Source organism: Micromonospora lupini (genome assembly GCF_026342015.1).
Lineage (GTDB): Bacteria > Actinomycetota > Actinomycetes > Mycobacteriales > Micromonosporaceae > Micromonospora > Micromonospora lupini_B.
In genome coordinates, this window is record NZ_JAPENL010000003.1 from 450,770 (window position 1) to 470,015 (window position 19,246).

18 protein-coding genes and 1 pseudogene are annotated in these 19,246 nt (G+C 73.1%); 9 read left to right on the forward strand and 10 right to left on the reverse strand.

Annotated elements, in window-relative coordinates:
- Positions 1-4: 4 nt before the first annotated feature.
- The 3 genes from OOJ91_RS30170 to OOJ91_RS30180 all read right to left on the reverse strand — a co-directional run bounded on the left by OOJ91_RS30170 (position 5) and on the right by OOJ91_RS30180 (position 6,738).
- Positions 5-3,484 (reverse strand): AfsR/SARP family transcriptional regulator, encoded by a 3,480-nt coding sequence (locus tag OOJ91_RS30170; protein ID WP_266250285.1) that lies wholly within the window; start codon positions 3,482-3,484, stop codon positions 5-7.
- Between the two features lie 168 nt (positions 3,485-3,652).
- Positions 3,653-5,812, reverse strand: a complete 2,160-nt coding sequence (locus OOJ91_RS30175; protein ID WP_266250287.1) for a hypothetical protein — start codon at positions 5,810-5,812, stop codon at positions 3,653-3,655.
- A gap of 8 nt (positions 5,813-5,820) precedes the next feature.
- Positions 5,821-6,738 (reverse strand): SDR family NAD(P)-dependent oxidoreductase, encoded by a 918-nt coding sequence (locus OOJ91_RS30180; RefSeq protein WP_266250289.1) that lies wholly within the window; start codon positions 6,736-6,738, stop codon positions 5,821-5,823.
- Between the two features lie 134 nt (positions 6,739-6,872).
- Between OOJ91_RS30180 and OOJ91_RS30185 the strand changes: the two genes are divergently transcribed.
- Together OOJ91_RS30185 and OOJ91_RS30190 are read left to right on the forward strand one after the other, a co-directional pair.
- The gene (locus OOJ91_RS30185; RefSeq protein WP_266250291.1) at positions 6,873-7,712 is read left to right on the forward strand and encodes an MmyB family transcriptional regulator; all 840 of its coding nucleotides are present in this window, start codon (positions 6,873-6,875) and stop codon (positions 7,710-7,712) included.
- 16 nt (positions 7,713-7,728) lie between these two features.
- On the forward strand, positions 7,729-8,091 hold the full coding sequence (locus OOJ91_RS30190) for a cupin domain-containing protein (RefSeq protein ID WP_266250292.1): 363 nt from the start codon (positions 7,729-7,731) through the stop codon (positions 8,089-8,091).
- A gap of 12 nt (positions 8,092-8,103) precedes the next feature.
- Here the strand turns inward: OOJ91_RS30190 and OOJ91_RS30195 are convergent, their stop codons facing one another.
- From OOJ91_RS30195 to OOJ91_RS30205, 3 genes are read right to left on the reverse strand one after another with little or no spacing between them, the layout of a single operon-like run.
- Positions 8,104-8,871: a TetR/AcrR family transcriptional regulator gene (locus tag OOJ91_RS30195; RefSeq protein ID WP_266250294.1), complete on the reverse strand. Its 768-nt coding sequence runs from the start codon at positions 8,869-8,871 to the stop codon at positions 8,104-8,106.
- A gap of 59 nt (positions 8,872-8,930) precedes the next feature.
- Positions 8,931-10,565, reverse strand: a complete 1,635-nt coding sequence (locus tag OOJ91_RS30200) for an MFS transporter (protein WP_266250296.1) — start codon at positions 10,563-10,565, stop codon at positions 8,931-8,933.
- The gene (locus tag OOJ91_RS30205; RefSeq protein ID WP_266250298.1) at positions 10,559-11,254 is read right to left on the reverse strand and encodes an SDR family NAD(P)-dependent oxidoreductase; all 696 of its coding nucleotides are present in this window, start codon (positions 11,252-11,254) and stop codon (positions 10,559-10,561) included. Before OOJ91_RS30205 ends, OOJ91_RS30200 begins: the two co-directional genes overlap by 7 nt.
- 164 nt (positions 11,255-11,418) lie before the next feature.
- Between OOJ91_RS30205 and OOJ91_RS30210 the strand changes: the two genes are divergently transcribed.
- The 3 genes from OOJ91_RS30210 (at position 11,419) to OOJ91_RS30220 (ending at position 14,523) form a co-directional block, all read left to right on the forward strand.
- Positions 11,419-12,708, forward strand: coding sequence for a sensor histidine kinase (locus OOJ91_RS30210; RefSeq protein WP_266250300.1), 1,290 nt, complete (start codon positions 11,419-11,421; stop codon positions 12,706-12,708).
- Positions 12,696-13,361: a response regulator transcription factor gene (locus tag OOJ91_RS30215; protein WP_266250302.1), complete on the forward strand. Its 666-nt coding sequence runs from the start codon at positions 12,696-12,698 to the stop codon at positions 13,359-13,361. Before OOJ91_RS30210 ends, OOJ91_RS30215 begins: the two co-directional genes overlap by 13 nt.
- A gap of 100 nt (positions 13,362-13,461) precedes the next feature.
- Positions 13,462-14,523: a Gfo/Idh/MocA family oxidoreductase gene (locus OOJ91_RS30220; protein WP_266250304.1), complete on the forward strand. Its 1,062-nt coding sequence runs from the start codon at positions 13,462-13,464 to the stop codon at positions 14,521-14,523.
- A 136-nt stretch (positions 14,524-14,659) separates the two neighbouring features.
- Here the strand turns inward: OOJ91_RS30220 and OOJ91_RS30225 are convergent, their stop codons facing one another.
- Positions 14,660-15,220 carry a PadR family transcriptional regulator gene (locus OOJ91_RS30225; protein WP_266250306.1) on the reverse strand — a complete coding sequence of 187 codons (561 nt, stop codon included), beginning with the start codon at positions 15,218-15,220 and terminating at the stop codon, positions 14,660-14,662.
- A gap of 108 nt (positions 15,221-15,328) precedes the next feature.
- Between OOJ91_RS30225 and OOJ91_RS30230 the strand changes: the two genes are divergently transcribed.
- Complete coding sequence (locus OOJ91_RS30230; protein ID WP_266250308.1) at positions 15,329-16,297, forward strand: hypothetical protein; 969 nt, start codon at positions 15,329-15,331, stop codon at positions 16,295-16,297.
- On the opposite strand, the pseudogene OOJ91_RS30235 reads toward OOJ91_RS30230, so the two are convergent.
- A pseudogene (locus OOJ91_RS30235) lies at positions 16,257-16,433 on the reverse strand (IS5-like element ISMt1 family transposase); the annotation flags it as partial. The gene OOJ91_RS30230 and the pseudogene OOJ91_RS30235 overlap by 41 nt on opposite strands.
- A 97-nt stretch (positions 16,434-16,530) precedes the next feature.
- On the opposite strand from OOJ91_RS30235, the gene OOJ91_RS30240 reads away from it, so the two are divergent.
- From OOJ91_RS30240 to OOJ91_RS30250, 3 genes are all read left to right on the forward strand, one after another.
- Positions 16,531-17,046 carry a hypothetical protein gene (locus tag OOJ91_RS30240; protein WP_266250310.1) on the forward strand — a complete coding sequence of 172 codons (516 nt, stop codon included), beginning with the start codon at positions 16,531-16,533 and terminating at the stop codon, positions 17,044-17,046.
- Between the two features lie 275 nt (positions 17,047-17,321).
- Complete coding sequence (locus OOJ91_RS30245; RefSeq protein ID WP_266250312.1) at positions 17,322-17,849, forward strand: DUF1062 domain-containing protein; 528 nt, start codon at positions 17,322-17,324, stop codon at positions 17,847-17,849.
- A gap of 123 nt (positions 17,850-17,972) precedes the next feature.
- Complete coding sequence (locus tag OOJ91_RS30250; protein ID WP_266250314.1) at positions 17,973-18,482, forward strand: pyridoxamine 5'-phosphate oxidase family protein; 510 nt, start codon at positions 17,973-17,975, stop codon at positions 18,480-18,482.
- A 17-nt stretch (positions 18,483-18,499) separates the two neighbouring features.
- Here OOJ91_RS30250 and OOJ91_RS30255 read toward each other — a convergent pair whose 3' ends face one another.
- A complete protein-coding gene (locus OOJ91_RS30255) occupies positions 18,500-18,667 on the reverse strand; it encodes a hypothetical protein (protein WP_266250316.1) in 168 nt (55 codons plus the stop codon).
- Between the two features lie 281 nt (positions 18,668-18,948).
- Positions 18,949-19,170, reverse strand: a complete 222-nt coding sequence (locus OOJ91_RS30260; protein WP_030335934.1) for a hypothetical protein — start codon at positions 19,168-19,170, stop codon at positions 18,949-18,951.
- Positions 19,171-19,246: the final 76 nt, after the last annotated feature.

Here is a 19,246-nt window from a genome sequence, read left to right on the forward strand (position 1 = left end):
ACTCTCAGGTTTGGTTGGCGGCGCGACCGCGCGCGATGACCACCCGGGCGGTACGGCGATGCTCGGCCGCTTCGGCGTCGCGGCCGAGGGCGGCGGCCAGGTCGGCGAGGTGCCCGGCCACCGGACCGACGGTGAGCACTCCACTGCCGGCGGCCAGCTCGTCCGCGGCTGGTCGGAGCGCGGCGGCGACGTACTCCATGGTGTCCCGGTCGTTTACGGCGAGCGCCGCGCGGGCGGTGAGGCACAGCCGCACCTCCCGCAGCAGGTCGTGCGGCCCGTCCGGCACGGCGTGGAGCGCCGCTCGGGCAGCGCGCCGGTCGCCGTCGACGGCGAGCAGCATGGGGCGGACCCAGGGCTCGTGCGGGCCCCAGTCCAGCCGCGCCCAGTCCTCGTCGTCCGGCCCGGGAATCGGCCTGTCGTCGTGGGCCGGACGATCGTCGACCGCTTCGGCCAGGCGCAGGCCGAGCAGGGCGAGGGGCAGCAGGCCGTGGGCCAGCCCCGGCATGGCGTCGGCGGGCAGCCGGTCGGCAGCAGCCCGGTACGCGTCCGCCGCCGCCTCCCGGTCGCCGTCCAACGCGCGGCGCAGCGCCGCGTACCAGCCGGTGAAGACGCCGACCAGCGGCAGCTCGTAGCGCTGCGCGAGGCGGTCGGCGGCGCGGGCGTGCGCGTCCGCGTCGGCACGTTCGGCCCGCGCGCAGCACGACTGCACCAGGATGAGGTGACCCAGCACCTCGAAGGTCACCAACTGGCGCGCGGTGGCCAGGTCGACAAGCTCCGCGCCGATCCGGGCCCTCTCGGCGGCAAGCCCGACGCTGTCGAACGCGTGCATGAAGCGCGCGTTCAGCGCGAAGGCCAGCAACCCGGGATCCGCGACGGTTCGGGCGACCCGCTCGGCCTCGGCGGCGGCCCGGCGACCTCGGTCACCTGTGGTGCCGCGCAGCTCCAGCGCGAGCGTGCTCAGCAGCCGGCTGCGCTGCGCCGAGCCGGTCGGGCCGAGGCCGGTCAGGGCGTGCTCGGCGGCGCGGACGATCCGCTCGGAGAGCCTGTCGTCGTCGTTGCGGGTCCAGATGGCGGGCACGTCGAACCCGGCCAGCACCTCCGCCGTCAGCCGGGGGTCACCGACCGCCTCGGCGTCGGCGATCGCCTCGGCGCGGTACACCCGCGCCTGCGCCAACCGGCCCGTCACCGCCAAAGCGCGCCCCAGACCGAGCACCGCGCTCAACCGATCGCGTCGCTCGGTCCCCCCGGCCCGGTCGTACGCGTCGACGACCTGCGCCCACAGCCGGGCCGCCTCGTGCGGGTTGCCGTCGCGTTCGGCCTGTTCGGCGGCGGTACGGGCGTATCCCGCGGCCCGGCGGGCGGCGGCCGGCCCGCCGGCGCGCAGCAAGTGGTGGGCGAGCGTGGCGGGATCGACGGGCTGATGCCGCTGCAACGCCTCGGCCACGGCGGCGTGCCAGGCCGCGCGGCGCGGCGCGGACAGGTCGGCGTAGAGCGTGTCGCGGACCAGGATGTGGGTGAACCGTAGCCGCCCGTCCGGCTCCTGCTCGGTCAGGAACCCGGCCTGCAACGCGCGGTCCACGGCGTCCAGCAGCGCCGCCGGGTCGCCGGTCAGCGCGCCGAGCACCTCGGGGTCGACGTCCCGGCCGAGCACCGCCGCCTGCCGCAGCACGGTACGGGTCGCCGCGGGCAGCTGGGCGAGGCGGTGCCGGATGACGTCGCGCACCCCGGGCGGCACTTCCGCCAGTGCCGCCCCGCCCGCGCCGACGTACAGCCGGACCAGCTCCCGGACGAAGAACGGGTTGCCGCCGCTGCGGTGGTGGATCAGCCCGACTGTCGGCGGGTCCAGCTCCGTTGCGGCGAGGGCGCGGGCCAGTTCGCCTGTCGCCTCGGGAGACAGGCCGCCGAGGTACACGCGCACCGGTTCGAGCCCGGCCGAGCGGGCCAGGGCGGCGGTCAGCTCCGGGCTGATCTCGGTGGCCCGGTAGGTGCCCAGGACCAGGACCGGCCCGGTGGCCGGCTGCGGCCCGGTGAGCAGGGCGGTGAGCAGATCGAGCGTGTCGCCGTCGGCGCGGTGCAGGTCGTCGAGGACCAGTAGGAGGGGCGTCCGGTCGGCGGCGGTGGAGACCAACGACGCCACCGCGCGGTGCCGACGGAACCGGGCCACGGCGGGGTCGGCCGCGCCGCCGATCCCGGCCGTCCCGCCACCGTCCACCGGCCCGCCGGGCCCGGCAGGCCCAGAAAGCTCACCCGGCCCGGAAGGCTCCCCGAGCCCGGAAGGCCCGCCAGGCCCGGAAGGCCCGCCGGAGGATCCGGAAAGCCCGTTCGACCCCGCCGGCTCGGTGAGCGTGTCGGTGATCTGGGTCCACGGCCAGGCGGCCGGGGCGCCCTCGTACTCGGGGCTGCGACCCCAGGCCGTGGTCCAGCCCTCGGCGGCGAGTTGCCGGGTCAGCGCCTCGGCCAGGGCGGTCTTGCCGGCCCCCGGATCCCCACTGACCAGGGCGAGCGTGGGCCGACCGGACCCGGTGGCGACCCGGCCGGCGTGCCGCAGCCGCTCCCGCTCCGCGTCCCGCCCGACGAACGGCCGCTGGCGCTCCCGCTCCGCGTCCCGCCCGACGGACGGCCGCTGCGGCACGGGTCGCGACCCGCCGTCGCCAACGGGTCCGGCACGGTCCGGGACGGCCACGGCCGGGGTGAGGGTCAGGTGTGGCGCCTGGGCCAGGATGTCCGCCTCCAGCCGGCGCAGCTCGGGCCCCGGGTCCAGGCCCAGCTCCGCCACCAGGACGTCGCGTGCCTCGCGCAGCGCTGCCAGCGCCTCGCCCTGCCGACCGGCGCGGTACCGGGCCAGCGCGAGCAGCCGCCAGGCGTCCTCCCGCAGCGGATGGCTGGCGAGGTGGGCGGGCAGGTCGGCGGCGGCCTCGTCCGGACGACCCAACGCGAGCAGCGCCTCCGCACGCCGCTCGACGGCGAGCATCCGCGACTCGTCCAAGCGGTTGATCTCCGCAGCGGCCCAGAGGTCGCCCGCGCAGTCCGCGTACGCGGGCCCCCGCCAGAGCCCGAGCGCCTCGTCCAGCACGGTCAGGGCCGGCGCGGGCAGGTTCCCGGTCAGCAGCCGTCCCGCCTCGCCGACGGCCGCCTCGAAGCGGTCGGCATCCACCGTGTCCGGGGCGGCCCGCAGCGCGTACCCCGGGGGTTCGGTGACCAGGAGGCGGGGTGGCTGCCGGGGTGGCCGGTCGGGCTCCAACGCCCGGCGCAGGTCGGCGACGAAGGTACGGATCGCGCCCACCGCGCCGTCCGGCGGCGCCTCCCACAGGTCGTCGACGAGGCGCTCCACAGGCACCACCCGGCCGTGGGCGATCAGCAACCGGGCCAGCACCAGGCGCTGCCGGTGCCCCCGCAGCGGGACCGGACCGCCCGCGGTGGTGGCGGTCACCGGCCCGAGCACGCCGAACGTCACCCCCACCGGTGGCGTCGGTTGCCTGGTCATGGCACCAATCTAGGCGGCCGTGCCGGCCCGCACTGATCCGGCGCTGGCCGTCCGCTGATCACCACCGGGCAGCCTCGATGACGTACGACGGCGACAAGCCAGTTGTCGTCCGGGCGCTGCGCGACCTGCTGCTGCGCTGATCCGAGGATCGGCCGGCTCCCCCGACGCTCAACGGCCGTCCGGGGAGCGCAGCCGGCCGACGAGGTCACGGACGGCCGCCCGGAACGCGGGGTCGGACTCGCCCGGGTGGTGTCCGCGCACCGGTGGCGGTCGACGCTCCCCAGGTGACGGCAGCAGGCTCGTAGGATCGCGCAGCCGCCGGTCGACGCGGCCGGCCGGATCGGCTGCCTCCGGAGGCGGATCGCCGGGCCAGTGCGCGGCGAAGATCCAACCGCCGACCGGGTCGGTGTCCCGCCAGAGGTTGAGCCACCGCCATCCGACCCGCTCCCCCACCTCGCGCAGCACCGTCTCGTCGAGGTACGCCGGGAAGAGCCGGGCGTAGAGGCGGCCCAGCGGGGAGCCGTAGGTGAGCAGCGCGACCCGCCGACGCGCGGTCGGGGGCAGCCGCAGCACCGCGAGGGCCAGCAACGCCGAGCCGTGGCTGTGCCCGCACAGCAGCACCCCTGCGTGCCGCTCGGTCAGGTGGCCGATCCGGTCGGCCAGCTCCGGCACCGCCCGGTCGGCGTAGCTCGGGGGCGCGAACGGGTGAGCGGCCCGGGGCCAGAAGGTGCCCAGGTCCCACAGGATCCCGACGTACCGGCGGAACCACGCCGTCCGGTAGGCGAACACACCGCCCAACACCAACGCGAGGAGCACCGCGGCGAGGAGGGAGGTGCTGACCGCGAGCCCCATCCCGACCGCTCCGGCCGGCAGCCCGATGAACTGCCGCGCCAGCTCGTCCGGCTCTCGCCCGAACTGCCCGAGCAGAATCGTGGCCAGCCCGACCACCGCGAGAGTCGCGTACGTGGCCGCCAGCAGGCCCAGCCACTCGGTGAACCGCGCCCGCGCCACGGTCTTCGTGACCCGCCGCAGCCGTCCGATCGCCTCCGGCGGCGGCGCGGGAAAGTCCCGGGCGGTGATCGCCTCCGCGGCGCGGCGTCGGCGGCCCCGCGACAGGAGGGTCATCGCCCCGCACAGCAGCACCGCAGCGGCCACGTGCAGGAAGAAGGCCAGCAGCGTCCAGCGGTACGGCAGCGGTGGCCCCTCGTCGCCGCGGTAGCCACCGAGCAGGATCCCCGTCCGGTAGACGAGACCGGCGGAGAGCGCGCCGGCCAGACCGACAGCGATGGCGGCGATGAGCGCCGCGCCCAGCCCCCGGGGCAGCGCGGAGCGACCACGGTGCCACAGCACCACGCCGCTGAGCAGCACCAGCAGGACCATCTGGCCGAGCAGGGCGCCGCTCGTGATCCCGTCGTAGCCGGGAAGCCCCGCCGACGTGGGCCAGCCGCGCGTGTCGCGCGCGACGGCCACCAGGGTCGCCACCGTCAGACCCGCCGCCAGCACGCCCACCGCGCGGGCTGTCACCGTGGCGGTGCGGGCGGTCGCGGCCCGGTCGATCAGCCCCGGGGCGGCGAGCAGGCCGACGCCTGCCACCAGGACCGCCGCGCTGAGCGCCAGCAGCAGCGTCGTCCCCGGCGTCGCGCCGCCGCTGCGACGGGCCGTGAGGAGCAGGACGTCGAGGACGGCGAGCGCGGCGGCGACGTGGATCGCCCGCAGCCGCACCACAAGCGGCTCCACCGCCCACAGTGGGTTGCCGGCCGGGCGGGAGCGGCGGGTGCCGAGCAGCCGCAGGACCCCGACGGCGACGATCGGCAGCAGCGCCGACACGGCAAGCCGCTGCCCGACAGGTCGGCCGTCGAGCCCGGCCAGAGTGTCGAAGGGCGCGCGGCAGGCCCCCGCGCCGAGACACCGCCAGGCGAGCAGGTCGAGGGCGACCCCGGCGATGGACACCACGTACACCACCGTGAGGTTGAGCGCGAGGAGCCGGCACAGGACGGTGACCGCGGCGGCGCCGCTGCCGGTGGGCCGCATCCACACCGCCGCGTTGCTGAGCATGAACGGCAGCAGGATGACCATGGCGAGCGTCCGTGCCACAGTCCCGGAGGGCAGATCGCCCCAGCGGTACGCCTCAAGCGTCACCCCGCCCGGGTCGGCGCCGTCCGGCCCGTCGCGACGGTGGAAGCCTCCCCGGGCGTCGCCCGCGACCTGCCGTACCCGCTCCGCGCCCAGGATGACCGAGGGCCGCGCCCCCGACACGCCGTGCACCCGCAACTCCACCACGTCGTCGCGTCGCGGTTGGTCGCCGTGGCGCGGCGCTGCCTGCGACATCGGGACCGCTACGCGAGGAGGTCCGACGCCACGGTCCAGAGCCGCTCGGCGTTGCCCGGATCGACCGCGTACGCCGCGACGCCGCTGTAGTCGGCGGGCCGCTCGGTGACCACCGGCGCCTCGGCGCAGTCCTCGAAGTAGCGACCGCCGACGCCCTCCAGCAGAGGGGACGCGGCGAGCAGCACCGAGGTGGCGGCGCCCTGCTGCGGTGTCTTCTGCCGCTCCTTGGGCGTCCGCAGCCCGCCGGTGTGCTTCTGCAGGCCGGTGGCGATCGCGCCGGGGTTCAGCGCGTTGGTGTGGATGCCCTCGCCGGACCAGCGGCGGTTCGCCTCGACGGCAAGCAGCGCCTCGGCGCTCTTGGACTGCCCGTACGCGAGCAGCGGGTCGTACGGCCGGAACGCGAAGTGCAGGTCGTCGAAGACCACAGGCGAGAAGAGGTTGCCGCTGGAGCTGACCGACACCACCCGGGCGCCGCCGGCCGCGGCGAGCGCGTCGTGCAGGCCGACGGTAAGCGCGAAGTGCCCCATGAAGTTGGTGGCGAACTGCATCTCCCAGCCCTCCGCGGTGCGCTCCAGCTCGGGCAGCGCCATGATCCCGGCGTTGTTGACCAGGATGTGCAGTGGCTGGTCCCAGCCGGCGACGAATCGGTGTACCGAATCCTGGTCGGCCAGGTCCAGCTCGCGGGCCGTGACCCGGTCCGCGCCGATGCTTGCCGCGATGTCGGCGGCGGCCTGCTCACCCGCGCTGACCCGACGTACCGCGAGCACCACCTCGGCCCCGGCGGCGGCCAGCGCGCGGGCGGTCTCGACGCCGATGCCGGCGGCGCCTCCGGTGATGATGGCCCGCCTACCGCTCAGGTCGACTCCGGCGAGGACCTCGTCGGCGGTCGAGGCGAAACCGAATGGCGTCCTGATTCGCTCAGTCATCTCTAGCCCCTGTCTCGAGCACGCTTCCTGCCAAACACTGTCACCCGGGCATCGCCCGTTATCCGGGTTCCTGGTTTTCCTGGTAGTGGCAGGACCAGGCTGGGCGGGGCCGGGCGGCCTCCTACGATGGGCGGGTGAGCACGGCCGGCCCGCTGGGCGAATTCCTGCGCGCCCGGCGCGACCTGATCGGCCCCTCCGACGTCGGGCTGCCCGCACACGGCAGGCGGCGGGTGCCCGGCCTGCGCCGCGAGGAACTGGCCCTGCTGGCCGGCATCAGCGCCGACTACTACCTGCGGCTGGAGCAGGGCCGCGACCGGCACCCGTCGGGGCAGGTGCTCGACGCGCTGGCCCGGGCGCTGCTGCTCGACGCGGAGACCGCGGCGCACCTGCGTCGCCTCGGCGGCCAGGCACCCGCCGGCCGGCAGGTACGACGCCCGGAGCGGGTCCCGGTGGGCATTCGACAGTTGGTCGGTTCGTGGGCGCGGACACCCGCGTTCGTCCACGGCCGGCACCTGGACGTGCTCTTCGCCAACCCGATGGCGACCGCGCTGGCGCCGATCTACCGGGTCGGGGTGAACCTGCTGCGCGCGGTCTTCCTGGACCCGAGCGTGCCGGCGCTCTACCCGGCCGCGGAGGCGGTCGCGGCCAACGCGGTGGCCGGCCTGCGGGCCCAGGTCGGCGTCGAGGTGGATGATCCCCGGCTCACCGAGCTTGTCGAGGAGTTGTCCGCCGGCAGCGAGCGGTTCCGGCGGTTGTGGGCCCGGCACGACGTCGCCGTCCGCGCGGGCGGTGGGCTACGGGTGTTCCGGCATCCGGTCGTGGGCGAGCTGGAGCTGCGCTACGAGAAGCTGACGATCAACGGTACGAGTCAGTCAGTGGTCGTCTATCACGCCGAGCCGGGCAGCCCGTCCGACCGCGCGCTCGCCCGGCTGGATGCGGCCGTTTCAACGCCCGACACGAACAAAGACCACTAAAATCCCCTATAGCGACATGGAGGAGGAGCCTGTGGCGAACAATTCCGGCGACGCCCCCAGCGTCAAGCGCACCGAACTGCAGCGTCATCAGGCCTCCGTGCCGGGTCGCCTGATCGTGCAGACGCTCTTCGAGATACCGGTCGGGCTCGCGTCGGGACGGCACAGCCACCCGGGCGAGGAGGTGGGCTTCCTCATCCACGGCACTGTCGACATGGAGTTCGACGACCGGCCGACGCTCACCATCCACGCCGGTGAGCCGTTCCTGATCCCACCCCGGACCATCCACAACGCCCGCAACGTCACCGACGACACCACCACGATGATGCTCTCGACGTACTTCGTCGAGGCCGACGAGCCGCTGGTGACGCAGTACCCCTGACCTGGGTTCGGCCTACCGGGTGGCCGCCCGCTCGGCGACCACCACCGAGATGCCGTCGAGGACGCGTTGCAGGCCGAACTCGAACGCGTACTCCGGGCCGTACGCCCCGCCGTGCTGCTGACCGGCCGCGGTGCCGACCCGGGACGCGGTCGGGTAGCTGTCGGCCGTCAGGAACGTCTCCAGCCAGGGCGCGTGCGACTGCCACCACTGGCCGTCGGTCATGCCTGTCTCCCGCTCCAGGTCGACCACCTCGGACGCGGCGCGCGCGGAACTCTTCACGTGCCCGAGGACGAGGGTGAGCACCGCGTCCATCTCGACGTCGGTGAGCCCGATGTCGGCGACCGCGCCGAGTTCGTGGTCGTACTTGGCCACCAGGTGCGGGCCGAGCACCGGGCGGGTCGTCTCGGCTCGCAGCATCCAGCGGTGGCGCTGGTAGAGCGCCAGGTTGTCGCGGGCGATCCGCTCCAGCCGGGCCCGCCAGTCCCCCTCGACGGCCGAACGCGGCATCTCGCCGTACGCGGTGTCGACCATGACGTCGACGAGCTCGGACTTGCCCGGCACGTACGTGTAGACGGACATGGTGCCGACACCCAACGCCTCACCGACCCGGCGCATGGTCAACGCGTCGAGGCCCTCGGCGTCGGCGATGTCGATCGCCGCGCGGACGATCCGGTCGACGCTGAGCCCCTGCCCGGCGCTGCGGCTGGTCGGCTCCCGGGTGCGCCAGAGGATGGCCAGGCTGCGGGCCGGATCCGCTGTCGCCTTGCGCTCACTCGCCATGGTGCGGCCATCCTAACAACGCGGTCGTACGCCGTACGTCGGCCGCCGGTCCGGCCTGATCACACCTCCTCGCGGTCGTCGGACAGCGCCGGCCCGGCGGCGGCCGGCACGAGATGGCGTACCTCCGTGTCGCCGTCGGTAAGCTCCCGCGCCCGCGCCTCGGCCTCGCGGTCCTCGCCCGTCAACCGGCCGCCGTGCTGGCGCAGGTGCTCGTCCCAGGACGGCACCAGGTACACCTCGACGAACCGGTCCGTCGTCTCGGCGGGCCGGAACAGCCCCCAGCGCATCGCCCCGGTGCGCTGCCGGGCGCCGCGCACCACGTCCATGGCCGCCAGGAACGGTTCCGTCCGCTCCGGCCGGACCGTGTACTGCACCGTCACCAGCACCGGCCCCACGCCCGGGTCCGGCTCGTGCGCCAGGTGCAGTTGCGGCCAGTAGGCCGACGGTTCGCGGTTCACCGACCGCAGGTCCGGCAGCGGCCAGATCCGGCTCGTCACGGTACCGAGGAACATCAGCGCCGCCGCCGCGAGGTAGGCGAGAACCAGCCCACCCATCTCGGCCACCAGACCCCACGCGAGGGCGCCGACGGCCTGCCCGCCGGCGAAACACACCTGATAGACGGCCAGCCCCCGGGCCCGTACCCAGCTCGGCAGGAAGAGCTGCATCTCGGCGTTGACGTTGGCCAGCACCGTCACCCAGGCCATCCCCGCCGGCAGCAGGGCGAGGAGCACCAGCGGCACCACCCGTACCGTGCCGAGCACCACCAGCGCGACCGTGAACAGCGCGCCGGCGATCAGCAGGAGCTGATTGGCCGACAGCCGGGTACGGATCACGGCCAGCAGCACACCGCCCGCGATGGCGCCCACTCCGAGCGCGGCCAGCAGCAGCCCGTACCCGCCGGAGCCCAGCCCCAGCCGCCGTGCCGCCACCAGCGGCAGCAGCGCCCACAGCGCGCTGGCCGGGATCACGAAGACCAACGCGCGGCGCAGCAGCCGGCGCACGATCGGCGAGTGGCGTACGTAGCGGCTACCGGCCCGCAGCGCGGCGGTGAACCGCTCGGGCACCTCGACGGCGCGGGCGGTGCCCGGCCGCCAGAGCCACAGCGCGTACGCGAAGACGGCGAACGCCACCGCGTTGAGCCCGAAGACCGGGGCGACGCCGATCCGGGCGATCAGCACACCGGCCACCGCGGGCCCCACCGCCCGCGCCACGTTCACGCTTATCGAGCCGAGCGCGGACGCCGACCGCAACTGCTCCTGCGGCACCAGCTCCGGGATCACCGCCGACCAGGCCGGCAGGGTGAGCGCCTGCCCGACCCCGAACGCGAAGGTGAGGGTGAGCAGCAGGGCCGGCGGCATCCGGTCGGTCAGGGTGAGCAGTGTCAACGCCACCGCGACCGCCACCAGGAACAACTGCACCGCGATCAGCAGGTGCCGGCGGTCGAAGTTGTCGGCCAGCACCCCGGCGGGCAGCGCCAGCAGCAGCACCGGCAGCAGGCTGGCGGTCTGCACCAGCGCGACGAGCGTGGAGGCGTTGGAGTGGTGGATCAGCAGCCACTGCGCCCCGACGGTCTGCATCCAGGTGCCGATGTTGGCGGCGAGCAGGGCCAGCCAGAGATTGCGGTAGACGGCGCCGCGCAGCGGCGCCCACGCGGAGGCCGGCCGGTCCCCCGATCCGGCTGCCGCCGTCACCACCGCCCGTCCGCGCGCAACACGCGCTCGCCGGAGACGTAGAGGTCGTCGGGTTGCAGCAGCAGCAGCCGGACGACCTCGGCGGCGACCTGCTCGGGCAGGGCGTACACCTCGTCGAGGAACTCGGCGCCGACGCGTTCCTGCAGGCGGGTCGGCATCGGCCCGGGATGCAACTGCATCACCTTGACCCGGTTGCTGTGCTGCGCCTGGGCCAGCGACTCGACCAGGCTGCTGCCGTAGCTCTTGGTCGCCCGGTAGATCGGGATGCCCGGCCGGGGAGCCGCCAGCGCCATCGCGCCGATGTACACCACGTTCCCGTAGCCCTGCCGGTGCAGATGCTCAAGCGCCTCCCGCAGCAGGAAGGTCGTACCCAGGACGTTGATCTCCACGGCCCGGCGGATGTGCTCCACGGACAGGTCTCCGAGGTCGCCGCCCGCCCACATCGACGCGCACGCCGCCACCCCGTCGACGGTGCCGTAGCGCCCCACCACCTCGGCGAACGCGTCCCGGACCTGCTCGTAGGAGGAGACGTCGCAGACCGCGCCGCCGCACCCCAGCTCGTCGGTGGTCGCGGCGACCTCGGCCGGCTCGTTGCCGAACACCACGACCTGGTGCTCGTCGACAAGCAGTCGGGCCACCGCGAGACCCAGCCCGCTGGTACCGCCCACCACCACGAAGGTTCTGGCACCCATGTCTCTCCAGCCGCCGACACCACCAGCTCACGCGGAACGCGTGACGGCGCGTTCTTCCCCTTTCCCGACCCCGCACACCCGCCCGGCCGGTAGTGCTGGGCATACCCCGGAAAGGGGATCTGGACGGCTGGGGCGGCTCCTGGCCGGCGATTAGCGTCTGCGGCATGACCTCGGAACACCCTTCCCACCTGGCCGCGTCGCTGCGCCGCCGCGGCTGGCTGCTCTCCGCCTGGCCCTGGCGCGCGCTGGCGTACCTGGTCAGCACCGTGCCGATCGCCGGCGTGCTCACCGTCGGGCTGCTCGTCGTCGGCGCGCCCCTGCTGCCAGTCGTCAGCACGCTCCGGCGGCAGGGCCGACCGCCGAGCATCGCGCTGATGCTGTTCCTGATCACCGGCAGCATCATCCTGGTGGCGTTGGCCCCGATCGTGAGCTTCGCGGTGGGCGTCGTCGAGCGGTGGCGGGTCCGGCTCGTCGACAACCGTCCGCTGCCCTCGTCGCCGTGGCCGGGCCTGGCCGCCCGCTACCGCAGCGCCGCTACCTGGCGGGAGGTCGCGTACCTGTTCTGGCTTGGCGGTTTCGTGCCTGTCGCGTACTGGGTGTTCCTGGTGCTGGTGCTGCTCGACGTCGGGATGGTCACCAGCCCCTGGCTGGCCGGGGACAGCGAACCGGTCGTGATCTGGCAGCCGATCGAGAGCACCGGCGAAGCCGTCCCGTACGCGATCGTGGGAGTGCTCCTCCTCCCGGTGCTCTGCTACGGGGTGGGGCTGCTCGCCGCCGGCCAGGCCGCCGTGGCCCGGTGGGCGCTGACCTCGCCTGTCGACGCGGCCGCGCTGCGCGAGGTCGCACGCTCCCGCACCCGGCTGGTCGGCGCGTACGAGGCGGAACGGCGCCGCATCGAGCGGGACCTGCACGACGGGGCGCAGCCCCGGCTGACCAGCCTCACCCTCCAGCTCGGTCTGGCCCGGCTGGACGTGCCCGAGGACTCCCCCGCCGCCCGGCCCCTCGCCGTGGCGCACGACCAGGCGCGCGGGCTGATGGTGATGTTGCGGCAGTTGGTGCACGGCATCCGGCCGCAGACCCTCACCGACCTCGGACTCGCCGGCGCGGTACGCGAGCTGGCCGACGCCGCTCCCGTCGCGGTCACCGTGCACGCCGACATCGAGAGCGCGCTGCCGGAGATCGTCGACACCACCGCGTACTTCGTGGTGTCCGAGGCGTTGAGCAACGTGGCCCGGCACGCCGGGGCGACACGTGCCGAGGTGCGCCTGTCCCGGGTCGGCGGCGACCTCGTGGTCGAGGTGTCCGACGACGGGCGCGGCGGCGCAGACCCGGCCCGGGGCACCGGCCTGACCGGTCTCGCCGACCGGGTCGCCGCCGCCGACGGACGGCTGTTGCTGTCCAGCCCGCCCGGCGGGCCTACCCTGGTCCGGGTGGAGCTGCCATGTCGCCGCTGACCCGGGTGGTGCTCGCCGAGGACGAGGTGCTGCTGCGCGAGGGCCTGGTCGCGCTGCTGACCCGCTTCGACTTCACTGTGTGCGCCGCCGTCGGCTCCGCGCCGGACCTGCTGGAGGCGGCCCGCGCACATGAGCCCGATCTGGTGCTTACCGACATCCGGATGCCGCCCGGTCGGCGCGACGACGGGCTGCGCGCGGCAGTCGCGCTGCGCGCCGAGCGGCCCGGCCTGCCGGTGGTCGTGCTCAGCCAGTTCGTGCAGACGGGGTACGCGGCGGCGCTGCTTGACAGCGGCGACGGCCAGCGGGTCGGCTACCTGCTCAAGGACCGGGTGGCCGAGGTGACCGAGTTCGTCGACACTCTGCGCCGGGTCACCGCCGGCGGCACCGCCATCGACCCGGACGTGGTACGGCAACTGCTGCACCGCCCCCGCGATCCGCTCGCCGCGCTCTCCGCCCGGGAACGGGAGGTGCTGGCGCTGCTGGCCGAGGGTCGCTCCAACGCCTCGATCGCCGCCCGGCTGCACGTCACCGAGGCCGCCGTCGGCAAGCACGTCGGCAACATCCTGCTGAAGCTCGACCTGCCGCCCAGCGACGACACCAACCGCCGGGTGCTCGCCGTGCTCACCTATCTGCGCGCCGACCCGGTGGGCTGACCAGCGCCGGGCCCGGATCGGGCCCTGCGGCGCGCGGCGTAGATTCGAGCACCGGCACCGCCGCCGGTCCAGGGCGCGGGCCAGGAGATGGGAGTACGGCATGGCGGAGGCGCTGCGGGTTGGTCTGCTGGGGTACGGGCTGGCGGGCCGGGTGTTCCACGCGCCGCTGATCGCCGCGACACCCGGGCTGCGGCTGGACGCCATCGTGACCCGCGATCCGCAGCGTCGCGAGCAGGCGCACAAGCACTTCCCGGACGCCCGCCTGGTCGACGACGCCGACGAGCTGTGGCGTACCCCGGAAGCCTTGGACCTGGTGGTGGTCGCGACGCCGAACCGGCAGCACGTGCCGATGGCGCGGGCGGCGCTGGCCGCCGGCCTGCCTGTCGTCGTCGACAAGCCCCTGGCCCCCACCGCCGCCGACGCCCGGGCGTTGGTCGAGGAGGCCGACCGTCTCCGGGTGCCGCTGACGGTGTTCCAGAACCGCCGCTGGGACGGCGACTTCCTGACCGCCCGCGGGCTCGTGGAGCGGGGCGAGCTGGGGCGGGTGCTGCGCTTCGAGTCCCGGTTCGAGCGGTTCCGCCCGGCGATCAAGCCGGGCTGGCGGGAGCTTGCCGGGCCGGAGGAGGCCGGTGGCGCACTGTTCGACCTGGGCGCGCACCTCATCGACCAGGCCGTGCAGCTCTTCGGCGCGGTCGAGCGGGTCTACGCCGAGGTCGACCGCCGCCGCGCGGGCGCCGAGGTCGACGACGACGCGTTCGTGGCGTTGACCCACGCCAACGGCGTGCACTCGCACCTGTGGATGGGTGCGGTGACCGCTCAGCTCGGGCCGCGGCTGCGGGTGCTCGGCGACCGGGCCGGCTACACGACCTACGGGCTGGACGTGCAGGAGGCGGCGCTGCACGACGGCGGTCGCCCGGACCAGCCCGGCTGGGGCGAGGTGCCGCCGGAGCGGTACGGCCTGCTCGGCGTCGACGGCGACCTGCGCCCGACGCCGACCGTGCCCGGGGCGTACCAGAGCTTCTACGCCCAGGTGGCGGCGGCGCTGCGCGACGGCACGCCGCTGCCGGTGGACCCGCGCGACTCGGTCGCCACCGTCGAGCTGATCGAGCTGGCGCACCGCTCGGCGGCCGAGGGCGTGGTGCTGCCGGTCCCGACCGCCTGACCGCGCAGGCCGACGGCGCAGCAGATGGGTTGCGGGAGTCCCGGCGGGATGCCCTGGTCTGCCCGCGAGGCCGTGGGCATGGTGAGCCCGGAGGCGCTCGGCGAGAGTCGTGCGCTGGATGGGTAGTCGACGGTTGCTAGTGCGAATCGTCTCTGCCCTGTCGCGGCCAGGCGAGAGTCTCATCCTCGATCTGGCCGATCGTGTTCTCGATCCATGCGGCGTCGTTGCGGAGCCTGTCGAGGTAGTAGTGCGCTTCAATCATGTGCAGGTGGAGAGCGTCCGATTGGTCGAGGATGTCGCCTACTCGCTCCTGTTCGGTTCGGATGCGATCCAGGCGAGCCTGGAGCATGTCAATCGCCTCGTTCGGACCCAGGATGCCGATGTAGGCCAGCGCCGTCATGAACGTGGTGTCGCCGGAGAGGGCGCTGCTCCGGAGTCCCGTGGTCACGCGCTCTGCTAGTGCCTCACGCCCTGCCTCCGTGGTGGACAGGACAGGTGGATCCTGCTGTTCGGCCGCTTCCACCCAGCCCGCCCGGCTCAGGGTGTTCAGCAGTGTGTAGATCGTGGCGCTTCGCACCCGCAGGTACTCGTACCGGTGGCGAAGCTCGGAGAACACCCCGTATGGGTGGCGGGGCTGTTCGACGAGCAGGCCGAGGATCGGAAGCACGAGGGGGTTGACGAGCGCGTTCGTGGGCACGGCCACAGGCTACCCGAACTTGACCGTATACGGCTATCCGGCCTACTGTGGTGACCGTATACGGCTACCAGGGAGTTGCTTGTGATTTTTGGAGTCTGGCCTGGCGTTGTGGACGCCGACCTCGTCGACTTTCGCCCGTTGGAGTGCCCTCCCGAAGATCCGGAGCGAGCGGTCCGGGCGATCGAGGAGTTGCAGGGCGATGCGCCCTACTTTCTGATCCGCTGCTACAGACACTTCGGCCGGCAGGCCGGTGACCGCGGCCACGCGGCTGAGACACCCAGCGATCCGGGCAGGTACGTCGGCCAAGGCAGGCGGATCGACCTCGTCGCCTGCTATCAGAGCCCAGCGCCAGACCCCGACGGGTTCGCGTCATTCGTTCGCCAGGCAGTCCGAGACGTCGCAACGTGGGGCGGTGGCAACGTTCAGGTTGGCGAAGAACCCGACATGCCCGCCCCGCAAGATGGCGGCTCTCCGGGCTGTCTCGATGCGATCGCCGCCGGAGTGGCCGCTGCTCTCGATGAGCGCACGCGCCTGAACGCTCCGGTGCGGGTCGGCGTGAACTCCGCGGGGATGGCCGATCCTCAGTTCTGGCGACAGATGGCCGAAGCTCTGGGTCCAGATCGCCTCCGCGCACTGGACTACATCGGCCTCGACGCCTTCCCCGACGTGTTCCGCCGCATCCCCGAGGAACAGCTCCCCGGAGCGGTCATCTTCCTCGTGGAGGCGTTCCGGCGGGTCACCGCAGAGGCAGGAGTGCCCGAGCGGACTCCCATCCACATCACCGAGACAGGGTGGCCCACCGACGACGAACGCGATGAAGCCACCCAGGCCCGCGTCCTCTCCACCGTGGCCAGGACGATCCTCGACTCCGACCTCGGCGTCACCACATATGAGTTTTTCGGCCTCCGCGACGGCCTGACAAACGGGACCTGGAAGAACCGGTTCGGCCTGCTCCACGACGACTACACGCCCAAACCCGCGTTCCACACCATCCGAGACCTCATCGCCACCCATCGGCGCCGCGCGGACGACCGCCGCGAGGACCAACTCCAGCGCGCCGTTGTTCGAGCCGGTTGAAGCAGCGTTCCACGACGTGGCGTTTGCGGTAGACCTGCTTGTCGAAGGCCGGGGGTCGCCCGCCGGCGCTGCCTTTGGCGGCGCGGCGGGCGACCTGGTCGCTGCGTTCGGGGATGACGTGTCGGATGTTGCGCGACGGCCGCCGTCGGCTCGCGCCCGGCGACTCGTCCCGTGCGTTGACGACGGAGGCCGCGATCACCGATGCTCGTCCCCGGCGGTCACGGGGAGGGTGCATGGCGTTGCTGGATATCGTCGTCACGACTGTCGGCGGCGCGCTCTCGGCGACCGTCGGGGTCTTCGTCGGCGGGGTGCTCACCCGCCAGGCACAGGACCGACACTGGTTGCGGGACCGGCAACTCGTGGCCTACCAGGACCTCCTGCGTGAGTACGCCACCTTCTCGATGATCATGCGGCGCGCTCACCTGGCGCGTACGGGCTGGGACTATGACTGGGCAGTGTGGAGCGCCGCACTGATGTCGGCCAGCCTCGTCGCCCCGAACCCGGTCGCCACCGAGATCGACAGGTTCGGCCACGCGGTGCAGCGATTCCTGGATGTCGCCGCCGGGGTGGACACGACGACAGCACCACTTTCGCAGGAAGAGTTCGAGCAGGCGATGGCGGCACCGGCCCGAGCGCAACTGGCCTTGGTCAACGCGATGCGCCGATCCGTCGGACGGCATCAGGGGCCGCTGTCGACGTCGTTGGGCGGAGCGCACGGCCGCCGGCCGCACCGCAAGCAGCAGGACTGACCTGCTCCAACAGTCGTCGCCGTCGCCGGTGTCGTGATCGGCAGGACACGCCCTGGCCGCCGGGGTCCTTTGTGGTGCCAGAAAAACAGTGGAGCGGCACCGCGCCGCGCCGTTACCGTGCTGCCGAACTGTCGTCTAGGCGAGGACGTGCCGTTGTACACCCTGTGAGACCTCCCGAGCGCTGATTCGCGCGTCGCGCCTGTGCGCCGCGCTCCTTTTTGCTGCGGACTTCTCACTGGAACCGGTGTACCTCTGTGCTCATCAACTGGGCCGTCGTGCCCACCTGCCTGCCCATAATCCGCCGCCGTTGCCATGTGTGCGCGTCCGCACACTTCCGGCCGAGCGGCAGATTCCGCGTCAACGCCAACCACAAGCTCATCGACATCTGGCTCCTCGCGCTCTGCACCGGATGCGGTGACACGGTGAAGCTCGAGGTCCTGGAGCGGACGACCGTGCGCTCCATCCCAGCTGAGCTGCTCGACCGGCTGCACGACAACGACAGTCGCCTGATCGCCGAGCTGCTTCAGGATCCGATCGTGCAGCGTCGCAATCGATTCGTCCTGGACTGGGACAACGCCTGGCGTCTCGACACCAACGGATCGGCGCACCTGGACCGCGACATCGTCGAGGTCGCGGTGCGCTTCGCGGCGCGCATCCCCGTCCGGCCCGCACGACTGATCGCAGCGGGTTTCGGCCTGTCACGAGCCGAGGTCGACAGGATGAGTGAGGAGGGGAAGCTCGTGTCGACAGTGCGCCTGAGCGGCAAGCTGTCCGGCGACTTCACCTTCACGTTCAAGCCCTGAGTTTCCTCGGGTCCACGGGCCTGGCCGGCGTTGTTTCGCCGGGCAGGCCCGTTGGCGCGCCCTGCCGATCTTGGTAGCCGAGCGGCCCGGCCGTAAGGTGCTCGCCATGATCGAGGAGGCGGCATGCCGTTGACGAATCCGTGGCTGGCCGGCCCCACGCCGACTGGACGACTCGATCGCGAACGGCTTGAGGAGCGCATTCTCCACCTGCTGTCGTCGCAGAACATGTGCGTGCTCGCGACCACGGGTCCGGACGGTCCGCTGGCCACCCCGGTGCGGTACTACTCGCTCGACTTCACTGTGCTGTTCACGGCCGCGCCCCGTTCGCCGAAGATGCGCAACATCGCTGCCGATCCACGGGTGTCCGTCGGGATCTTCGCGCCGCTGGTCGGGCTGGCCAGCAGCCGCGGGGCTCAGGTGTTCGGCGCCGCCCGGGTGCTCGACCCGGGACATCCGGACCGTGCGCACTACTGGGAGGCGTTCCGATGGGAGAACGAGCACGCCGAGCGGGGGCGACCGCTGTCCGAGCCACCCGAGGACACCCTGGTGGTCGTTGAGGCGGAGCGGATCGTCTACACCGAGCACTGGCTGCGACGTGAAGGTTTGGCGCCCCGCCAGTTCTGGCGTCGCTGAGGCGCCTCTTCCGGCGATCACCCTGCCTGGTCGCTGTCCTGCTCGGAAGGGGCCTCGTCCGGCGTCCGGGCGTCGTCGTCGGTCAGGGCGTCGTCCGACGGGCTGGCGAGGTCGGCGAGCCGGCGCTCGGCCTCCCGGACCTCCTCGGCGAGCCTCGGGTTCTCCTCGTCGGGAGCCTGCGACATGGGCGACCTCCATCGGGCGCGGACCACCCCCGCGTACCCGGCCTGCCGCGGGGAACACGGGGATGCGCGGACCAGCCCTCGATCAGGTGATGGGAAACAGGTCCAGGAGTCCTCTCCGACCTACTATTCAGCACGTGATCAAAGGAGGCGGTCGGTTGACCTCAGAGCGCACTGTCGCCAGGCGCCGGGAGGACCGCTGGCGGCGGAAGGTGAACACCGGGCGGGCCGGGGCGCACCGGGCGGGGAGCCCAGGAGCGTTGCCGGCCCGGCCCGGTGCCGGATCAGCGCTGCTTCAGCTCGCGCCAGGATGGGTGGGTGCCGCGCCAGGCGTCGGCGAGGATGGCCGCCGAGGCCCGGCTTGGGCACTGCTGCACCCGCTCACGACCCGACGCCCCACCGATCTGGGCGCGGACCTCCCAACCCTGCCCGTCAGTACGGATGTACACGTCCCGGCGCCCGCGCGGGGTCGTGTCACCGTTCCACCAGTGTTCCTCCACCTTCATTCGCCGACCGTAACGCAATTTTCGTGCTGGGGGTACGGCGCAGGTGAGCATGAACCGCCGTGATAGCCGCAATTCC